We start from the raw sequence: 17798 nt of genomic DNA on the forward strand, positions 1-17798 counted from the left end.
CGCGCCGCGCGCCGGCGGGTTAAAGATAATCCGCCGGATCTTTCTGCGCGTAGCCGAACCGAGCATTGAGGGCCTGGACCAGGGCCTCCGCGGCCTCCGGAATGACCGTGCCGGGTGGGAAGATGGCAGCGGCTCCAGCCTCGCGCAGCGCGTCGAAATCCTGCGGCGGGATGACGCCGCCGACCACTACCAGGATGTCGTCGCGCCCGAGCCTGGCGAGCGCCTCCTTGAGCGCCGGCACAAGAGTCAGGTGGCCGGCGGCGAGCGACGACACGCCGACGATATGCACATCCGCCGCGGCCGCCTGCTCGGCTGCCTCTTCGGGCGTTGCGAAGAGCGGCCCGATCTCCACCTCGAAGCCGAGATCGGCGAAGGCCGAGGCGATCACCTTCTGCCCGCGGTCGTGGCCGTCCTGGCCCATCTTGGCGACGAGGATGCGCGGCCGCCGGCCCTCGTTGCGCGTGAAGGCGGCAACCACCTCGCGCGCATGCGCCATACGCAGGTCCTTCTTGTCGAAGGCGCTCTCATAGACCCCCGATACCGCCTTGGCGACCGCCACATGCCGGCCGAAGGCCCGCTCCAGCGCCGCCGACATTTCGCCGACCGTCGCCTTGGCGCGCGCCGCAGCGACGGCGAGCGCAAGCAAGTTCTCGCCTCGCCCGACGCCTTCCGACAGACCAGCGAGCGCCGCTTCGACAGCTTTGCCGTCGCGCTCTGCCTTCAGCCGGCTAAGCTTCTCGATTTGCAAGGCACGCACCACGGAATTGTCGACCTTGAGCACGTCGAGCGGCGGCTCGTCGTCCAGGCGGTAGCGATTGACGCCGACGACCATCTGCTCGCCGGAATCGATGCGTCCCTGGGTGCGCGCCGCGGCCTCCTCGATGCGGCGCTTGGGCAGCCCCGTCTCGAGCGCCTTGGCCATGCCGCCGAGCGCCTCGATTTCGGCGATATGGTGCGAAGCGCGCTTCGCGAGGTCGGCCGTGAGCCGCTCGACGTAACAAGATCCGCCCCAAGGATCGATGACGCGAGTCGTGCCGCTCTCCTGCTGCAGGAAGAGCTGGGTGTTGCGGGCGATGCGCGCGGAGAAGTCGGTCGGCAAGGCCAAGGCCTCGTCGAGGGCATTGGTGTGCAGCGACTGGGTGCCGCCCTGCGTCGCCGCCATGGCCTCGATCGCCGTGCGCGTCACATTGTTGAAGACATCCTGGGCGGTCAGAGACCAGCCGGAGGTCTGGCAGTGGGTGCGCAGCGCGAGCGATTTCGGGTTCTTCGGATCGAAGGCGGCAACGCGCTCGGCCCAGAGGAGGCGTGCCGCCCGGAGCTTGGCTACCTCCATGAAGAAATTCATGCCGATGCCGAAGAAGAAGCTTAGCCGCGGCGCAAAATCGTCGATCTTCAGGCCGACATCGAGCCCGGCCCGAATATATTCGAGCCCATCGGCGAGCGTATAAGCGAGTTCGAGATCGGCGCTCGCCCCCGCTTCCTGCATGTGATAGCCGGAAATCGAAATGGAGTTGAACTTTGGCATCTTCTGCGATGTATAGGCGAAGATGTCGGAAACGATGCGCATCGACGGCCGCGGCGGGTAGATATAGGTGTTGCGCACCATGAATTCTTTGAGGATGTCGTTCTGGATTGTGCCGGTGAGTTTTTCGGGCGGCACCCCCTGCTCCTCGGCGGCGACGATATAGAGCGCCATGATCGCCAGGACGGCGCCGTTCATGGTCATCGACACGCTCATCGCATCGAGCGGAATGCCGGCAAAGAGCGTGCGCATGTCGTAGATGGAATCGATCGCCACGCCCGCCATGCCGACGTCGCCGGCGACCCGCGGATGATCGGAATCATAGCCGCGGTGGGTGGCGAGATCGAAGGCGATCGACAGCCCTTTCTGCCCCGCCGCCAGATTGCGCCGGTAGAAGGCGTTCGATTCCTCGGCCGTGGAGAAGCCGGCATATTGCCGGATCGTCCAGGGCTGGGTGACGTACATCGTCGGGTAGGGTCCGCGCAGAAAAGGCGCGATGCCGGGATAGCTATCGACGACATCGAGCCCTGCCCGATCGGCCTCGCCATAGCGCGGCTTGACCGGAATGCCCTCGGGTGTGAGCCAGACATCTGCCTCCGCCTGCGTAGCCCGCGCGGACGGCGGCGACCAGGCCACCGTCGCGAAATCGGGAATGGCGGATGTGGCTGCCATATCAGGCCCCTCTGCGTATCGCCTGCCAGCGGCCGGAGCAGCCGCGTGCCGGCAGCGTCCAGCTGCCCGTGCCGTCGTTGCCGCTCAGCTGGCCGCGTGCATTCACCCGGTCAGCACCGCGGACGATCGTCACCGCCACCCGGCCGCGCCGATCGACATTGCCGGACGCGCTGAATTCGAGCGCGCTGTCCCGCCGGTCGTACTCTATCCTGCCGTTCACCACTCGCAAGTTATAGCCGTGAACGCGGTCGCAGGTACCCGCCTGCGTCACCACCTCGACGCGCCAGGCGCCGTCATAAGGGGTGGCGGCAATCGCGGGCGCCGTGGCGAGCGTCAGCGGAACAGCGGCCAGACCCACAGCGACAAGTCCGGTGCGCACGAAGCTCTGCATCCCTGCCGTGCTCATGACCTCAACCTCATTCCATTCGCGGCAGACGCCGCATGATGCCGTCCCGGATAACGGCATCGCGCGGCTATAGATCCGCCCCGGTCCTCAGGCGAATTCGAGGATGACGGCATCGACGGCGAGGCTCTCTCCCTCGCGCGCGAAAATCTGGCCGATGGTGCCGTCGCGGTCGGCTTTCAGCACATTTTCCATTTTCATGGCCTCGACGATGGCGAGCGTCTCGCCGACGCGCACCTCCTGGCCGCTCGAGACGATGATCGCCTTCACGAGCCCGGGCATGGGGCAGATGAGCTTCTTGCCGGCATCCGCCTCGATCTTCACCGGCATGAGCGCCGCCAGTTCCGCCTCGCGCCGCGTGCGCACGCAGATGTCGGCGATCGCGCCGGCATGGGCGAGCCGCACCCCATTCAGGATCGGTGTGACTTTCACCGCGATCGGTTCGCCGTCGATCGTCCCCTGCCACACCGGTTCGCCCGGCTGCCAGGACGAGACAACCGTGATGCTCCGCCCGTCTGCCATGCGCAGCACGGTCGTGCCGTCCTCGTCGGCGATGGTGAGATCGAAGCGCGTGCCGCCGACCTCCGCGACTCGCTCGGGCGAGAAGGCGACCGGCCGCGCGGTGCGCATCTGCCCCGAGATCTGCCGTTTACGGCTGTTGAGCTTGTGATCGATGGCGGTCGCCACCGCCGCGATCGTCAGCGCGAGCGCGCCGCTCGGTTCCGGATTGCTGAAGCCCTCCGGGAATTCCTCGGCGATGAAGCCGGTCGACAGCCGCCCCTCCCGCCAGCGCGGATGGTGCATGAGCGTCGAGAGAAAGGGGATGTTGTGGCGGATGCCCTCGATGGCGAAGGCGTCGAGCGCCTCGGCCTGCGCCGCAATCGCCGCCGCCCGCGTCGGCGCATGCGTCACGAGCTTGGCGATCATCGGATCGTAATAGATCGAGATCTCGCCGCCCTCGTAGACGCCGGTGTCGTTGCGCACGGTCACGCTGTCGCGCGTGCCCTCCGCCGGCGGCCGATAGGTGACGAGCCGGCCCGTCGAGGGCAGGAAATTGCGCGTTGGGTCCTCCGCGTAGATGCGCGTCTCGATGGCCCAGCCGTCGAGCTTCACCTCCGCCTGGGAAAAGCGCAGCGGCTCGCCGGCCGCGACCCGGATCATCTCCTCGACCAGGTCGATGCCGGTGACGAGCTCGGTCACCGGATGCTCCACCTGCAGCCGCGTGTTCATTTCGAGGAAATAGAAGGAGCGGTCCTGGCCCGCGACGAATTCGACGGTGCCGGCCGAATCGTAGCCGACGGCCTTCGCCAGCGCGACCGCCTGCTCGCCCATGGCGCGCCGCGTCGCCTCGTCGAGCAGCGGCGAGGGCGCCTCCTCGACGACCTTCTGGTTGCGCCGCTGGATCGAGCATTCGCGCTCGCCGAGATAAATCACATGCTCGTGCTTATCGCCGAGCACCTGGATCTCGATGTGGCGCGGATCGGTGATGAATTTCTCGACGAAGACACGATCGTCACCGAAGGACGAGGCCGCCTCGGATTTGGCGCGTGCAAAGCCCTCCGCCACCTCGTCGGCGGAATGGGCGATGCGCATGCCCTTGCCGCCGCCGCCGGCCGAGGCCTTGATCATCACCGGAAAGCCGATCTCCTCGGCGATGGCGACCGCGTGGTCCGGGCTCTCGATGACGCCGAGAAAGCCCGGAACGGTCGAGACCTTCGCCGCCGCGGCCGCCTTCTTCGATTCGATCTTGTCGCCCATCGCGGCGATGGCCGAAGGCTTCGGCCCGATGAAGATGATGCCCGCCGCCGCCAGCGCCTCGGGGAAAGCGGCGCGCTCGGAGAGGAAGCCGTAGCCCGGATGCACCGCCTCGGCGCCCGTTTGCTTGCAGGCCGCAACGATCTTTTCGATGACGAGATAGCTTTCGGAGGCCGGCGCCGGGCCGATCGCCACCGCCTCGTCCGCCATGGCGACATGCAGCGCGTCGCGGTCGGCGTCGGAATAGACGGCGACCGTCTTGATCCCCATGCGGCGCGCCGTCTTGACGATGCGGCAGGCGATCTCGCCGCGGTTGGCGATCAGGATTTTCGAGAACAACGGCGTTTCCTCAAAGCGGAATATTGTCGTGCTTCTTCCAGGGCGTCTCGGCACGCTTCGTCGCGAGGAGGGCGAGCGCGCGCGCCACGCGCCGGCGCGTCGAGCGGGGCATGATCACCTCGTCGATATAGCCGCGCTCGGCGGCGACGAAGGGTGACATGAAGCGCTCCTCGTAGCGCCGGGTGTGCTCGGCAATCGCCTCCGGATTGGCCGCATCCTGCCGGAAGATGATCTCGACGGCGCCCTTGGCGCCCATCACGGCGATCTGTGCCGTCGGCCAGGCGTAATTGATGTCGCCGCCGACATGTTTCGAGGCCATGACGTCATAGGCACCGCCGAAGGCCTTTCGCGTGATGATCGTGACGAGCGGCACCGTGGCCTCGGAATAGGCGAAGAGGAGCTTGGCGCCATGCTTGATGAGCCCGCCATATTCCTGGGCCGTACCCGGCAGGAAGCCGGGAACGTCGACGAAGGTGACGATCGGGATCTCGAAGGCGTCGCAGAAGCGCACGAAACGCGCGGCCTTTCGTGACGCATCCGAATCGAGCACGCCGGCGAGCACCATCGGCTGATTGGCGACGATGCCGACCGTGCGCCCTTCGATGCGCCCGAAACCCACGACCATGTTGCGCGCAAACGTCTCCTGAACTTCGAAAAAATCGCGCTCGTCGACGATCTTGAGGATCAGTTCCTTGATGTCGTAGGGCACATTGGCATTGTCCGGCACAAGCGTATCGAGCGAGGGATCGAGACGTTCGGCATTGTCGAAGCTCGGCCAGGAGGGCACGCCGTCGGTATTATTCGCCGGCAAAAAGTCCATCAGCCGGCGGATCTGCAGGAGCGCCTCGACGTCATTGTCGAAGGCCCCGTCCGCCACCGCCGAGCGGGTGGTATGCACCTTGGCCCCGCCAAGCTCTTCCGCCGTCACCGTCTCGTTGGTGACCGTCTTCACCACCTCCGGGCCGGTGACGAACATGTAGGACGTGTCGCGCACCATGAAGATGAAATCGGTCATGGCCGGCGAATAGACGTCACCGCCCGCGCATGGCCCGAGGATCACCGAGATCTGCGGAATGACGCCGGAGGCGACCACATTGCGCTTGAAGACATCGCCATAGCCGGCGAGCGCCGCCACGCCCTCCTGGATGCGTGCGCCGCCAGCATCGAACAGGCCGATGATGGGGCAGCGCATCTTGAGCGCCATGTCCTGGATCTTCACAATTTTCTCGGCATGGGTCTGCGACAGCGAGCCGCCGAAGACGGTGAAATCTTTGGAGAAGACAAAGACCTTGCGGCCGTTGATTGTACCCCAGCCGGTGACGACGCCGTCGCCGGGGATCTTCTGCTCCGCCATGCCGAAATCGACCGAGCGGTGCTCGACGAACATGTCGAACTCCTCGAAGGAGCCCTCGTCGAGCAGGAGCTCGAGCCGCTCGCGCGCGGTGAGCTTGCCCCGCTTGTGCTGGGCGGCGATGCGCTTCTCGCCGCCGCCGTGGCGGGCATCGGCGCGGCGGCGTTCGAGCTGGTCGAGAACATCGCGCATGGCTACCCTTTACCGGCTGAGTTGCACTGAGCCAGTCATAAGGCAGGGTGTCATAAAAATGAAGGCATCGACGATCGAGCACTTCCAGCCCCGCGCTGGCCACGCCCGGAGCCGGACGGTTCGGGCACGGCGTTTCGGCACCGGCTGCACCGTCGCGCGCGTCCGCTGCGTGTCCGTCTCGATGTGCTGCGTGCCGACTGGATCATAAGCTTTCCGGCGCCGAGCGTCTTCGGATCTGGATGTAAAATGCCCTTCTGCAAGCCCTTCAAGACGCAGTTCGAGGATGGTGATCTGATATACGGACTGACGTCCTCGCGATGGGGGTACCGAAGCAGCAATCCTCGTTTTATCTCAGCTAAAGAGGCCGGCGCGATCTATTCGATCGACCAATACCGCGTTGTTCTTTGGGAAATATCGAATGCGGACGACCCCGCACCCGCGCCATCACGACGAGGCGAATTCCTGAAAGCAATTCAGGATCATCCAAAATATTCTTCGATTTTGAACACGACGGACGACGAGTGGAGCCCCGCACGCTTCTGCCTGGACGTCAGAAGGAAGGTAAAGGCCGGCCTTCACTGGGCAGCTCACCATCCGCAAAACGTTTGTGTGCACTTCATTCTGGATGACATCGATCTCGCGGAAATCGTTCATAAATCGGGCTCGTCGGACGGAGACTTCGGCTTAGGCAAAGAGCGGGCCTTTACAGGCGTCGAACTGCGCTGGATCTATCGAAACAGGCACAATCCGAGGGTGCAGAGCTGCATCCAGTTCTGGATGGAAGGACAGCCGACCTGTCCTCCATGGGACCCTCGCTATCCCTATGATCGGAATGCTTGCAGTCTCTGGAGATCCTATATCCCGCGGTCCGAGCGGTGTGGACCGACCTGGTCCGGACTCGTCGCGCGTGTCTTTCGCGGATTTTTCTGAACAGTGCCCCGTGTCGAGCCGAAGGCCTCGCCACTAGGGCCTCGCGGGGTAGCGCCCTGACGCAAACTGCGCGTCCTCAGGCGTTCCCCGCCGGCTTCGCGCTATGTCCTTCATCCAAAAGCAATCCTATTCTGCTCCAAGATCGTACTACTTTCGGGATACTGTAATGCCGTTCTACAAGCCCTTTAAGGGTCGGTTCGAGCATGATGATCTGATTTACGGCCTGGAGCCGACACGGGCGCGTTACCGCAGGTCCTATCCGTCCTTTGCTCAGGCCGGCGAAGCCGGCGGCATTCACTGTATCGACCAATACAAGGTCGTTATCGGTGAAGAGCCGGGACCTGCGCCGCCCAGGCTGGAAGACTTTCTCGGGGCGGTAAGAGGCCATCCTAAATATTCCACACTCTTGACCACCTCTGAGGAAAACTGGACAGAAGAACGCTACAACCGAGATATCCGTCGCAAGATAAAAGCTGGCCTCGATTGGATGTGCAACGACCCGTGCGACACATGCGTACATTTTCTTCTGGACGACATTGATATGAGGCAAGTCGCCCGCAAAGAACACGACGCCGATTGCGTCACGAAATTCGGCAAGCAGCGGAGCTTTACGGGCGTAGAATTACGCTGGATTTACAGAAACAGGTATAAGCCGGAGGTCCAACGGCGCATCCAGTTCTGGATGAGGGGAGAGCCAACCTGCCCCCCATGGGTTCCACAGTACCCCCACCACCGGCACGCAGCACGCCTTTGGAGATCCTATGTCCCGCGGTCCGAAGGATCGGAGGGGAGCAGAGCGAGCCAAATTGCGCGCTTCCTCCAGAACCTGTTCTAGATAATGCCGGCAGGTGGTAGTACCGTCGACAGTACAGATGGCCAGTCGGATCGTGCCGACCCTCTGACCAGGAGAGAAAAGTCATGCCGCAGGACCATTTACGCGCTGCAGGCACGACAGATCGGCCCATCGATTCCGGCGTGCGCATTGGCCATGTCCATCTCAAGGTCGCGGATCTCGACCGGGCGCTCGCCTTCTATTGCGGCGTGCTCGGCTTCGAGCTGAGGCAGACCTTCGGCCGGCGCGCCGCCTTCATCTCAGCGGGCGGTTACCATCACCATATCGGGCTCAATACCTGGGAAAGCCTCGGCGGCTCGCCGCCCCCGCGCGGCTCCACCGGGCTCTACCACACAGCGATCCTCTATCCGACGCGAGGCGCACTCGCCGACGCCCTGCGCCGGCTGATGGCCGCCGGCATCCCGCTCGACGGCGCGAGCGACCATGGCGTCAGCCAAGCCCTTTATCTTCGGGATCCGGACGAGAACGGCGTCGAGCTCTATTGGGATCGCCCGCAGGCGGAATGGCCGCGCCAGGCGAATGGTGAGCTCGCCATGGTGACGGAGCGGCTCGATCTCGCCGACCTGCTCGCCGAGGAGCCGCTTTAGACCGGCGAGCCTCAGTCCGCTAAATGCGCCTCGACGATCGCCGGCGTGACCTCGGCGATCGTGGCCGGCTGCCAGCGTGGCTGCCGATCCTTGTCGATGACCGCGGCGCGAACCCCCTCATAGAAGTCGTGGCCGCGGAGCGTCTGACAGGCGGCCACATATTCCCGGTCGAGGCACGCCCTGAGCGAGGGAGCCGTGCGAGCGAGACGCAGCAACGCAAGCGTCACCACCACACTGGTTGGTGACCGCTGGCCGATGATCTCAGCCGCCTCCAGCGCGAAATCTGATCCATCGGCACGCAAGGCGGCGAGGATCGCCGGGACTTCGTCGAAGGAAAACGTGCGGTCGATGACGGCCTGATTGGCCTGAAGCGGCGCGGGACCCGCAGGCTTTGCGAATCGTCCGATGACGGCGTTCACATCCGCTGCGGTCGCGCCTGCCGGCAGCGCCTCCAGGGCCTCGGCGAGCACGCCGAGTGCCTCCGAAGGCACCAAGACATCAGCGAAGCCGGCAAAGATTGCGTCGGCCGCGCCGATGCTCTGGCCGCTTAATCCGAGATAGCTGCCGGTCTCCCCCGGTGCCCGCGCCAAAAGCCAGGTGCCGCCTACATCGGGAATGAAGCCGATGCCGGTCTCGGGCATCGCGAGCCGCGTCCGCTCGGTGACGACGCGATTCGAACTATGGGCCGAAAGGCCGACGCCGCCGCCCATGGTGATGCCGTCCATCAAGGCGACATAGGGCTTGCCGAAGGCCGCGATGCGGTCGTTGACCTCATATTCGACGCGCCAGAACGCCTCCGCGATGCCATCGCCGGCACGGCCGCTGTCGTGAACGGCGCGGATATCGCCACCGGCGCAGAAGCCGCGCTCGCCGGCACCGTCGACGAGAACCGCCGCGAGGCTCGGGTCGGCTTCGATGGCGTCGAGCGCCGCTGCGATGATGCGGACCATCGGCAGCGTCAGGCTGTTCAGCGCCTTCGGCCGGTTGAGCCGGATGCGCGCGAGCGCCCCAACGCGCCAGACGAGAACCGGTTCATCGACCGCCTGCGGGCCGGGCAGGCCCGGCAAGGCCTCAGGCCGTGGCACGCTTGTTCTGCCGGTTCGCCACGAGATCGTCGACGACGGCGGGGTCCGCCAGCGTCGAGGTGTCGCCTAGGTTCTCATGTTCGTCTTCGGCGATCTTGCGCAGAATGCGCCGCATGATCTTGCCGGAACGCGTCTTCGGTAGCCCCGGCGCGAATTGCAGAAGATCGGGACAGGCGATCGGCCCGATCTCCTGGCGCACCCAGGTGATGAGCTCCTTGCGCAACTCCTCGCTCGGCTGAACGCCCGCCATCAACGTGACATAGGCATAGATGCCCTGGCCCTTGATGGGATGGGGATAGCCGACCACTGCGGCCTCCGACACGTCGCGATGGGCGACGAGCGCCGATTCGACCTCCGCCGTTCCCAGGCGATGGCCGGAGACGTTCAACACGTCGTCGACCCGGCCGGTTATCCAGTAATAGCCGTCCTCGTCGCGCCGGCAGCCGTCGCCGGTGAAGTACTTATTGGGATAGGTGGAGAAATAGGTCTCCATGAAGCGAGCGTGATCGCCATAGACGGTGCGCATCTGCCCCGGCCAGGAATCGGCGATGACCAGATTGCCCGAGACGGCACCGGAGAGCGGGGCGCCGTCACCGTTCATGATCTCAGGCCGGATGCCGAAGAAGGGCTGTGTGGCGGAGCCGGGCTTCAAGTCCGTCGCGCCCGGCAGCGGCGTGATCAGAATGCCGCCAGTTTCCGTTTGCCACCAGGTATCGACGATCGGGCAGCGGCTATCGCCGACCACGCGGTAATACCATTCCCAGGCTTCCGGATTGATCGGCTCGCCGACCGAACCGAGCAGTCGAAGCGACGCGCGCGAGGTTTTCGTGACGGGCGCATCGCCCGCCTGCATCAGGGCGCGGATTGCCGTCGGCGCTGTATAGAAGATATTGACCTTGTGCTTGTCGACAATCTCCCAGCAGCGGGAGTTCGTCGGATAGGTCGGCACGCCCTCGAACATCAGGGTCGTCGCGCCATTGGCGAGCGGCCCATAGAGGATGTAGCTGTGCCCCGTCACCCAGCCGACATCGGCCGTGCACCAATAGATATCTCCGTCGTGATAGTCGAAGACATATTGATGCGTCATCGCAGCATAGACCAAGTAACCGGCGGTCGTATGCAGCACGCCCTTCGGTTTTCCAGTCGATCCCGATGTATAGAGGATGAACAGCGGATCTTCCGCATTCATCTCCTCACAGGGGCATTCGCGCGTCACGAGCGCGGCCGCCTCATGCAGCCAGACGTCGCGGCCGGGCACCATATCCACCGCCCCGCCGGTTCGCCGGACGACGATCACATGGTCCACACCGCCGGCGCGCTCGATCGCCGCGTCCACATTCGCCTTGAGCGGGATTTTGCGGCCGCCGCGGACGCCTTCATCGGCGGTAATAACGACCTTTGACTGGCAATCTTCGATGCGACCGGCGAGCGAATCCGGCGAAAAGCCGCCGAACACCACGGAATGGATGGCCCCGAGCCGCGCGCAGGCGAGCATCGCATAGGCCGCCTCGGGGATCATCGGCATATAGATGGTGACGCGGTCGCCCTTCTCGACGCCGCGCAGACGCAGCACATTGGCGAAGCGCGCCACCTCGTCGTGCAGCTCCTGATAGGTGATATGCCGCGATTCGGACGGATCGTCGCCTTCGAAGATGATCGCGGTTTGGTTGGCGCGCTCAGGCAGATGCCGATCTATGCAGTTATAGGCGGCATTGGTCGTGCCGTCCTCGTACCAGCGGATCGAGACCGCGCCGGGTGCAAACGACGTGTTTTTCACCCGCGTATAGGGCCTGTACCAATGGAGCCGCTGTCCATGCTCGCCCCAGAAGGCTTCGGGGTCACGAATGGACGCCTCATACATGGCGCGATAGCCGGCAGCGTCAATATGGGCGCGTTCGGCCCAACCGGCAGGTACGGGATAGATTTTGTCGGACATGGCTTCCTCCCGGTCGGCAAAAGACGATTCGCGGCATGTCTATGCCGGACCACTTAACAGCTATTATGCAAAGTCGCCTGCGGCGGACAAGCGCGCGTGGCCGGGCTTCAGCCAGCCGCACCCTGCAAGCGAGCTTAAAGGCGAGGGGTCATGCAGAGAACCATGAGGACGGCGTCAGGTCGCCTGCCCCTGCAAGCGCCGGCAGAGCCCCTCGAGCTGTTCGAGCGTGCGGTAGCGAATGCGCACCTCGCCCCCCTGCGCCTGGTGATTGATGGCGATCGACAGGCCGAGGACTTCCTCCAGCGCCCGCTCCAGGGCGCGAGTGTCCGCATCCTTCTCCGGCTTCACGCGCGTACGCGCGTTGTCCTTGCCGGTATCGCGCGCCTCATCCTGGGCGATGCGCTCCACATCGCGCACATTGAGACCCTTCTCGACGACCGCACGCGCCACGGCTTCCGGGTCGGCGAGCCCGATCAGCGCCCGCGCATGGCCGGCTGAAAGCTGTCCGTCATTGACCAGCGTCTTGACGCTGGGAGGGAGCTTCAGAAGCCTCAGCGTATTCGCGACATGGCTGCGGCTCTTGCCGATCACCTGGGCGAGATCGTTCTGTGAATAGCCGAATTCTGCGATGAGCTGCTCGTAACCGGCAGCCTCCTCAATCGGGTTGAGATCAGCACGCTGAACGTTCTCGATAATGGCGATCTCGAGTGCAGCGCGATCGTCGGCATCGATCACGACCACCGGCACTTCGTGCAGGCCCGCCCGCTGCGCCGCTCGCCAACGCCGTTCGCCGGCGACGATCTCATAAACGTCCACCAGCTTCGGGATCGCCCGCACGACGATAGGCTGGATGAGACCACGCTGACGAATGGAATCGGCGAGCTCGGCAAGCGCCTCGTCGGTGAACGCCTTGCGCGGATTGCGCGGGTTGGGCCGCAGGAACTCGACCGGCACAAATTTTTGTCCGGGCGGCCGCGACCGCTCGAGCGCGCCGAATTCTTCTCCGACATCACCGATCAGTGCGGCCAAGCCCCGACCGAGACGCGACCGTGCGGGATCATCGACCATCACTTCATCTCCGGCTGGCGACCACTCATGCCGCGCACAGGCTTCGTTCACGCTGGATGACTTCGGACGCGAGCTTGAGATAAGCCTGCGCGCCCGAGCATTTCAGATCATAAAGAAGCACCGGCTTGCCGTGGGACGGCGCCTCCGAGACGCGCACATTGCGCGGAATGATCGTGTCATAGACCTTGGCGCCCATGAACTGACGCACGTCGGCGACGACCTGACCGGCCAGGTTATTGCGCGGGTCATACATGGTGAGAACGACGCCGTGGATGGTGAGCCGCGGGTTGAGCGCGCTGCGCACCTGATCGACCGTTTTTAGGAGCTGACTCAGACCCTCGAGAGCGAAAAACTCGCATTGCAACGGAACGACCACGGCGTCAGCCGCCGTCAGGGCATTGATGGTCAGCAGATTGAGCGACGGAGGGCAGTCGATCAGCACATAGGTGAAGGAGGGCGCGGGTCCGGCCGTGTCCTGGGTTGCGGAGCCGGCCGCCACCGTGCTGATCGCATGCTTCAGCCGATGGGCGCGATCGCGCGAGGAGGCGATTTCGAGCTCCACGCCCAGAAGATCGAGCGTCGACGGCGCGACAGCCAGATTGGGAACGACGGTGTCGATGACCGCTTCCGCCAGCGAGGCCGCACCGGTCATGACGTCATAGGTCGAGACACGCCGACTGCGCCGGTCGATTCCAAGCCCCGTGGTGGCATTGCCTTGCGGGTCGAGGTCGATGATCAGCACCCTCTCGCCGATCGCCGCCAAGGCCGTGCCGAGATTGATGGCCGTCGTTGTCTTGCCGACGCCGCCCTTCTGATTGGCCAAGGCCAATATCCGAACCTTCCTGGATCCGTGGCCCCCGAGAATGGGGCCCGCTGCCTGGGGTTCGAGAGTATCCTGGCTATCGCTCATTCGTGGGTTATCCCCGCTCGATTTCGCAGGCGTCACGCACAATCAGGATGCCTGCGCCGCGGTCCGTGACACTCGGCACGACCTCGACGCTGATTCTCCAAGATTTGGTGGCTTCGGTCAATTCCGCATCCAGATCTTGTCCCTTCGGAAAGATTCCCATTGCCCCTGTTCTCAACAGATCTTTAACCATGGGCAGAAGACGGACAAGCGGAGCAAGGGCACGCGCGGTCACTATGTCGATACGGCCGGTGAAGTTCGAAATAACCGCTTCGATTCGCGCCTCGTGCACGACCGCCCTGGCGCCGGTCGCCCGAATCGCCGCGCGCAGGAAGGCGCATTTCCGACCGTTGCTCTCAACGAGATGTACGTCAGCACCTTCGCCCAGCAGAATGGCGATCACCAGTCCGGGAAAGCCGGCGCCGGAACCCAGATCGAGCCAGCGTCGCGCCGTTGGCGCCAGGCGAAGAAGCTGGGCCGAATCGGCGATATGCCGAGTCCAGATCTGATCAAGCGTCGTCGGTCCGACGAGATTCTTCACGGTCTGCCAACGTTCGAGCTCGGCGACATAGGCCCTCAGGCGATCCGCGGTTTCACGTGAAACAGCGAGGCTCCGGAGAACCTCCTGCTCATCCGAGTTTCTGCGCAGAGTGTCCGCCATTCCCAACCCGAAGGACCAATCATTCCTGATCCGACTCGATCGCGACCGTTTCGGCCGCGTTTCACGTGAAACAGGATAGCAGGTTCCGATTCAGCTCGATACGGGTACGAATCGATTTTTGTGGCGCATTGCCAGGCCGACCAAAACCGTCATGGCAGCCGGCGTCATTCCTTCGATCCGTGCGGCTTGGCCGAGCGTCGCCGGCTGAACCTGTGTCAGCTTCTGTCGCAACTCGCTCGACAGACCCGGCATATTGCTGAAGTCGAGCGAAGGGAGGGGGACCGCTTCGTCGGCCCGATAGGCCGCGACATCGCTTGCCTGCCGCTCGACATAAACCGCATAGGTCGCATCGGCTTCCAGCCGGTCGCGCAGCCGCTGCGGGATGGTGTTCAGCTCTGGCCAGATCCGGCCGAGGCGTGCGAGGTTGATGCCTGGATGGGCAAGCAACTGGAACGCGCTGCGGCGCACCCCGTCGCGGTTGATGGCTAGGCCATGACGTTGGGCCTCATCCGGCGTGAGCCGCAGACCGTCCAGTAGTGCCCGGCTCTCAGCCAAGGCGGCCTGTTTTGCCGAAAAGGCAAACGCCCTCTCCCGACCGATACAACCCACGTCCAGCCCCTTCGGCGTGAGGCGCTCATCGGCATTGTCCGAGCGCAACGACAGCCGATATTCCGACCGCGAGGTGAACATCCGGTAGGGCTCACTCACACCTTGAGTGATCAGGTCGTCGATCATGACACCCGTGTAGCTTTCGGCCCGGTCGAAAATCACACCCATACCGCCACCGGCCCGACGGGCTGCATTCAATCCAGCAACCAGCCCCTGAGCCGCCGCCTCTTCGTAACCGGTCGTGCCATTGATCTGACCGGCGAGAAAAAGACCACGCACAGCCTTCGTCTCAAGCTGTGCGGTCAGGCTGCGTGGGTCCACATAGTCATATTCGATCGCATAGCCCATCCGCAGGATAAGCGCCTTTTCAAGCCCTGGGATGGTGGCAATGAAAGCGCGCTGGACGTCTTCCGGTAGGGATGTCGAGATGCCGTTGGGATAGACCGTCGGATCATCCAGCCCTTCCGGTTCCAAGAAGATCTGGTGGCCGTCGCGGTCGCCGAAGCGCGTAACCTTGTCTTCGATGGAAGGACAATAGCGCGGGCCGCGACTCTTGATCTCGCCTGAATACATCGGCGAGCGCAGGAGATTGGCGCGGATGACCGCATGCGTTGCGTCTGTCGTCCGGGTGATGCCGCATTCCACCTGTGGCGTCGTGATACGCTCGGTCAACGCCGAAAAAGGTTCCGGCGGATCGTCGCCGGCCTGCATCTCCAGCGCCTTCCAATCGATGGTGCGGCCGTCGATCCGCGCCGGCGTGCCGGTCTTCAGCCGGCCGAGGGGGAATCCGAGCCGGGCAAAAGTCGCCGAGAGGCCAGACGCCGGCTGCTCGCCGACACGCCCGCCGGGTGTCTGCGCTTCACCGATATGGATCAGACCGCGTAGAAAGGTGCCTGTCGTAATCACGACGGCTCCGCAGCCGATCCGGCGACCGTCGCCGAGGACGACCGCCGTGACACGCCCACTCTCAAGGACGATGTCGTCGACTTCTCCCTCCAGGATCGTCAGTCCGTCGGTTGCGGCAAGCGCCTCTTGCACCGCCCGGGCATAGAGCTTCCGGTCAGCCTGGGCGCGGGGGCCGCGAACCGCCGGACCTTTGCGGCGGTTGAGCACGCGAAACTGAATTCCGGCGTGATCGGCGGCGCGCGCCATGATCCCGTCGAGAGCGTCAATCTCCCGCACCAGATGACCCTTGCCCAAACCGCCGATCGCCGGGTTGCAGGACATGGCTCCGATCGTGTCACGGCGATGGGTGATGAGCGCCGTGCGCGCGCCGAGACGTGCGGCGGCTGCCGCCGCCTCCGTTCCTGCATGGCCGCCGCCGACTACGACGACGTCAAAAGACGCTGACATGCTGGTCTCCAATGATGCCGTCACGCCGCCGAATCGAACCCGATCGGCCTGAACACCAGACCCTTGGGCTCTAGCCCACGGGCACCGGCCCGTCAACGAAGGGACGGCCCTGTTTCACGTGAAACGCCGTGTGCTTAGCGTTTCATTTACCAATACAGAAGGTCGAGAACACGCGGTCGAGAATGTCCTCCACCCCGACGCGCCCCGTCACACGGCCGAGCGCCCGCAAGGCGAGCCGCAGGTCCTCGGCAAGAAGCTCAGGCCCTGCCGTTCCACGGTAATGCTGGAGCGCTTCGACCGCATCGGTCAGGGCGCGACGATGTCGCTCCCGTGTGACCAGCGCCGAGCCGTCGCCGACCGCACGCGCTGCCTCGCTCGCCAAAAGGTCGAGGAGGTGCTCAACGCCCTCACCCGTTTTGGCCGAGATTGCAATTCCCTCGAACCCATGCGGTGGCGGAGCAAGGTCGCGCTTGGTCCAGACCCGGAAAAGGCGTGCAGTCGGAGCCTCGCTAGTTAATTGCGGAGGCGAATCGACCGCTTCCAGTGCAAGCACCAGATCGGCTGTCTCCGCCCGCGCCCGCGCCCGGCGAACGCCCTCCTCTTCCAAGGGGTCCTGCGTATCGCGCAGGCCGGCCGTATCCACGAGAACGACCGGAAGCCCATCGAAATCGAGACGTGCCTCGATGATGTCGCGCGTCGTGCCGGCGATCGGCGAAACGATGGCCGCTTCGCGCTGCAGCATCCGGTTGAGAAGCGTCGACTTCCCGGCATTCGGTGGGCCGGCGATAACGACCGTGAAGCCCTCGCGCAGGCGTTCCCCGCGACGGCCGTCGGCCAGCACTGCCGTCATCTCGTCGCGGATATGCGCGATCTCCTCCGCGGTGGCGGTGCTGTCGGTGACGACGTCGCCCTCGTCCGAGAAATCGAGCTCGGCCTCGACCTCGGCTAGACAGGCGATGAGGCGGTCCCGCCAGCCCTCGACGGTGGCAGTAAGCGCGCCGTCCATCTGCCGCAATGCCTGTCGACGTTGTGCCTCGGTTTCAGCATCAACCAGGTCGGCAATACCCTCGGCGGCACTCAAGTCCAGCTTGCCCGCCAGGAAAGCCCGGCGCGAAAATTCGCCTGGCTCGGCCAACCGGCAGTGCGGCAATCCGAGGATGGCCTCCAGCACGGCCGCGACGACGGCGTGGCCGCCGTGCAAGTGAAACTCGGCCATGTCCTCGCCGCTGAAGCTGCCCGGACCGGGCAACCAGAGCACGAGGCCGTGATCCAGGATCTCGCCGGTCGCAGGTCTGCGCAGCCGCCGCAGCCGGGCCTGCCGAGGCGGAGGGCAGGATCCGGCGATCGTTTCGAGCACGAATCGAGATGCTGGGCCCGACAGCCGCAGCACTGCGATGGCCGCGCGAGCGCGCCCTGTGGCGAGCGCCACAATGGTATCGCCGCCATGATCCGTCATGGGCGAGCGCCGCGATCGTTGGACATATGCTGCACCGTCGGGAACCTTTTCCCGTCATTCGCCTTCAGCCGAGAGGCATGCCACATTAAGTGAGCGACTTCCACTTGCCCTCAACCCTG

At 64.5% G+C, this 17798-nt stretch carries 14 protein-coding genes; 3 read left to right on the forward strand and 11 right to left on the reverse strand.

Going from position 1 to position 17798, the window contains the following annotated elements; all coding sequences use genetic code 11:
- Nucleotides 1-19 precede the first annotated feature (19 nt).
- The 4 genes from scpA to ACFQU1_RS01635 all read right to left on the reverse strand — a co-directional run bounded on the left by scpA (nt 20) and on the right by ACFQU1_RS01635 (nt 6234).
- Nucleotides 20-2194 carry a methylmalonyl-CoA mutase gene (scpA, locus tag ACFQU1_RS01620; protein WP_378128553.1) on the reverse strand — a complete coding sequence of 725 codons (2175 nt, stop codon included), beginning with the start codon at nt 2192-2194 and terminating at the stop codon, nt 20-22.
- A 1-nt stretch (nt 2195) separates the two neighbouring features.
- The gene (locus tag ACFQU1_RS01625; RefSeq protein WP_378128555.1) at nt 2196-2600 is read right to left on the reverse strand and encodes a hypothetical protein; all 405 of its coding nucleotides are present in this window, start codon (nt 2598-2600) and stop codon (nt 2196-2198) included.
- An 87-nt stretch (nt 2601-2687) separates the two neighbouring features.
- Nucleotides 2688-4691 carry an acetyl-CoA carboxylase biotin carboxylase subunit gene (locus ACFQU1_RS01630; RefSeq protein ID WP_378128557.1) on the reverse strand — a complete coding sequence of 668 codons (2004 nt, stop codon included), beginning with the start codon at nt 4689-4691 and terminating at the stop codon, nt 2688-2690.
- Nucleotides 4692-4701: 10 nt separating this feature from the next.
- Nucleotides 4702-6234, reverse strand: a complete 1533-nt coding sequence (locus ACFQU1_RS01635; protein ID WP_378128559.1) for an acyl-CoA carboxylase subunit beta — start codon at nt 6232-6234, stop codon at nt 4702-4704.
- A gap of 246 nt (nt 6235-6480) precedes the next feature.
- Here ACFQU1_RS01635 and ACFQU1_RS01640 point away from each other — a divergent pair, with 246 nt between their 5' ends.
- The 3 genes from ACFQU1_RS01640 (at nt 6481) to ACFQU1_RS01650 (ending at nt 8604) form a co-directional block, all read left to right on the forward strand.
- Nucleotides 6481-7164, forward strand: coding sequence for a hypothetical protein (locus ACFQU1_RS01640; RefSeq protein WP_378128561.1), 684 nt, complete (start codon nt 6481-6483; stop codon nt 7162-7164).
- Between the two features lie 166 nt (nt 7165-7330).
- Entirely contained in the window at nt 7331-7999 is a 669-nt protein-coding gene (locus ACFQU1_RS01645) for a hypothetical protein (RefSeq protein WP_378128563.1), read from the forward strand.
- 83 nt (nt 8000-8082) lie between these two features.
- Nucleotides 8083-8604: a VOC family protein gene (locus tag ACFQU1_RS01650; RefSeq protein ID WP_378128565.1), complete on the forward strand. Its 522-nt coding sequence runs from the start codon at nt 8083-8085 to the stop codon at nt 8602-8604.
- An 11-nt stretch (nt 8605-8615) separates the two neighbouring features.
- Here ACFQU1_RS01650 and ACFQU1_RS01655 read toward each other — a convergent pair whose 3' ends face one another.
- From ACFQU1_RS01655 to mnmE, 7 genes are all read right to left on the reverse strand, one after another.
- Nucleotides 8616-9689, reverse strand: a complete 1074-nt coding sequence (locus tag ACFQU1_RS01655) for an enoyl-CoA hydratase/isomerase family protein (RefSeq protein ID WP_378128567.1) — start codon at nt 9687-9689, stop codon at nt 8616-8618.
- Nucleotides 9676-11625: an acetate--CoA ligase gene (acs, locus tag ACFQU1_RS01660; protein ID WP_378128569.1), complete on the reverse strand. Its 1950-nt coding sequence runs from the start codon at nt 11623-11625 to the stop codon at nt 9676-9678. Before acs ends, ACFQU1_RS01655 begins: the two co-directional genes overlap by 14 nt.
- Before the next feature lie 174 nt (nt 11626-11799).
- The gene (locus tag ACFQU1_RS01665; RefSeq protein ID WP_378128571.1) at nt 11800-12693 is read right to left on the reverse strand and encodes a ParB/RepB/Spo0J family partition protein; all 894 of its coding nucleotides are present in this window, start codon (nt 12691-12693) and stop codon (nt 11800-11802) included.
- Nucleotides 12694-12718: 25 nt separating this feature from the next.
- Nucleotides 12719-13603, reverse strand: coding sequence for a ParA family protein (locus ACFQU1_RS01670; protein ID WP_378128573.1), 885 nt, complete (start codon nt 13601-13603; stop codon nt 12719-12721).
- Between the two features lie 7 nt (nt 13604-13610).
- A complete protein-coding gene (gene rsmG, locus ACFQU1_RS01675) occupies nt 13611-14261 on the reverse strand; it encodes a 16S rRNA (guanine(527)-N(7))-methyltransferase RsmG (RefSeq protein WP_378128575.1) in 651 nt (216 codons plus the stop codon).
- A 90-nt stretch (nt 14262-14351) separates the two neighbouring features.
- Entirely contained in the window at nt 14352-16223 is a 1872-nt protein-coding gene (gene mnmG / locus ACFQU1_RS01680) for a tRNA uridine-5-carboxymethylaminomethyl(34) synthesis enzyme MnmG (RefSeq protein ID WP_378128577.1), read from the reverse strand.
- 142 nt (nt 16224-16365) lie between these two features.
- The gene (mnmE, locus tag ACFQU1_RS01685) at nt 16366-17679 is read right to left on the reverse strand and encodes a tRNA uridine-5-carboxymethylaminomethyl(34) synthesis GTPase MnmE (RefSeq protein ID WP_378128579.1); all 1314 of its coding nucleotides are present in this window, start codon (nt 17677-17679) and stop codon (nt 16366-16368) included.
- Between the last annotated feature and the right edge of the window lie 119 nt (nt 17680-17798).

This window comes from Chelatococcus sp. GCM10030263 (assembly GCF_042666455.1).
Classification (GTDB): Bacteria; Pseudomonadota; Alphaproteobacteria; order Rhizobiales; family Beijerinckiaceae; genus Chelatococcus.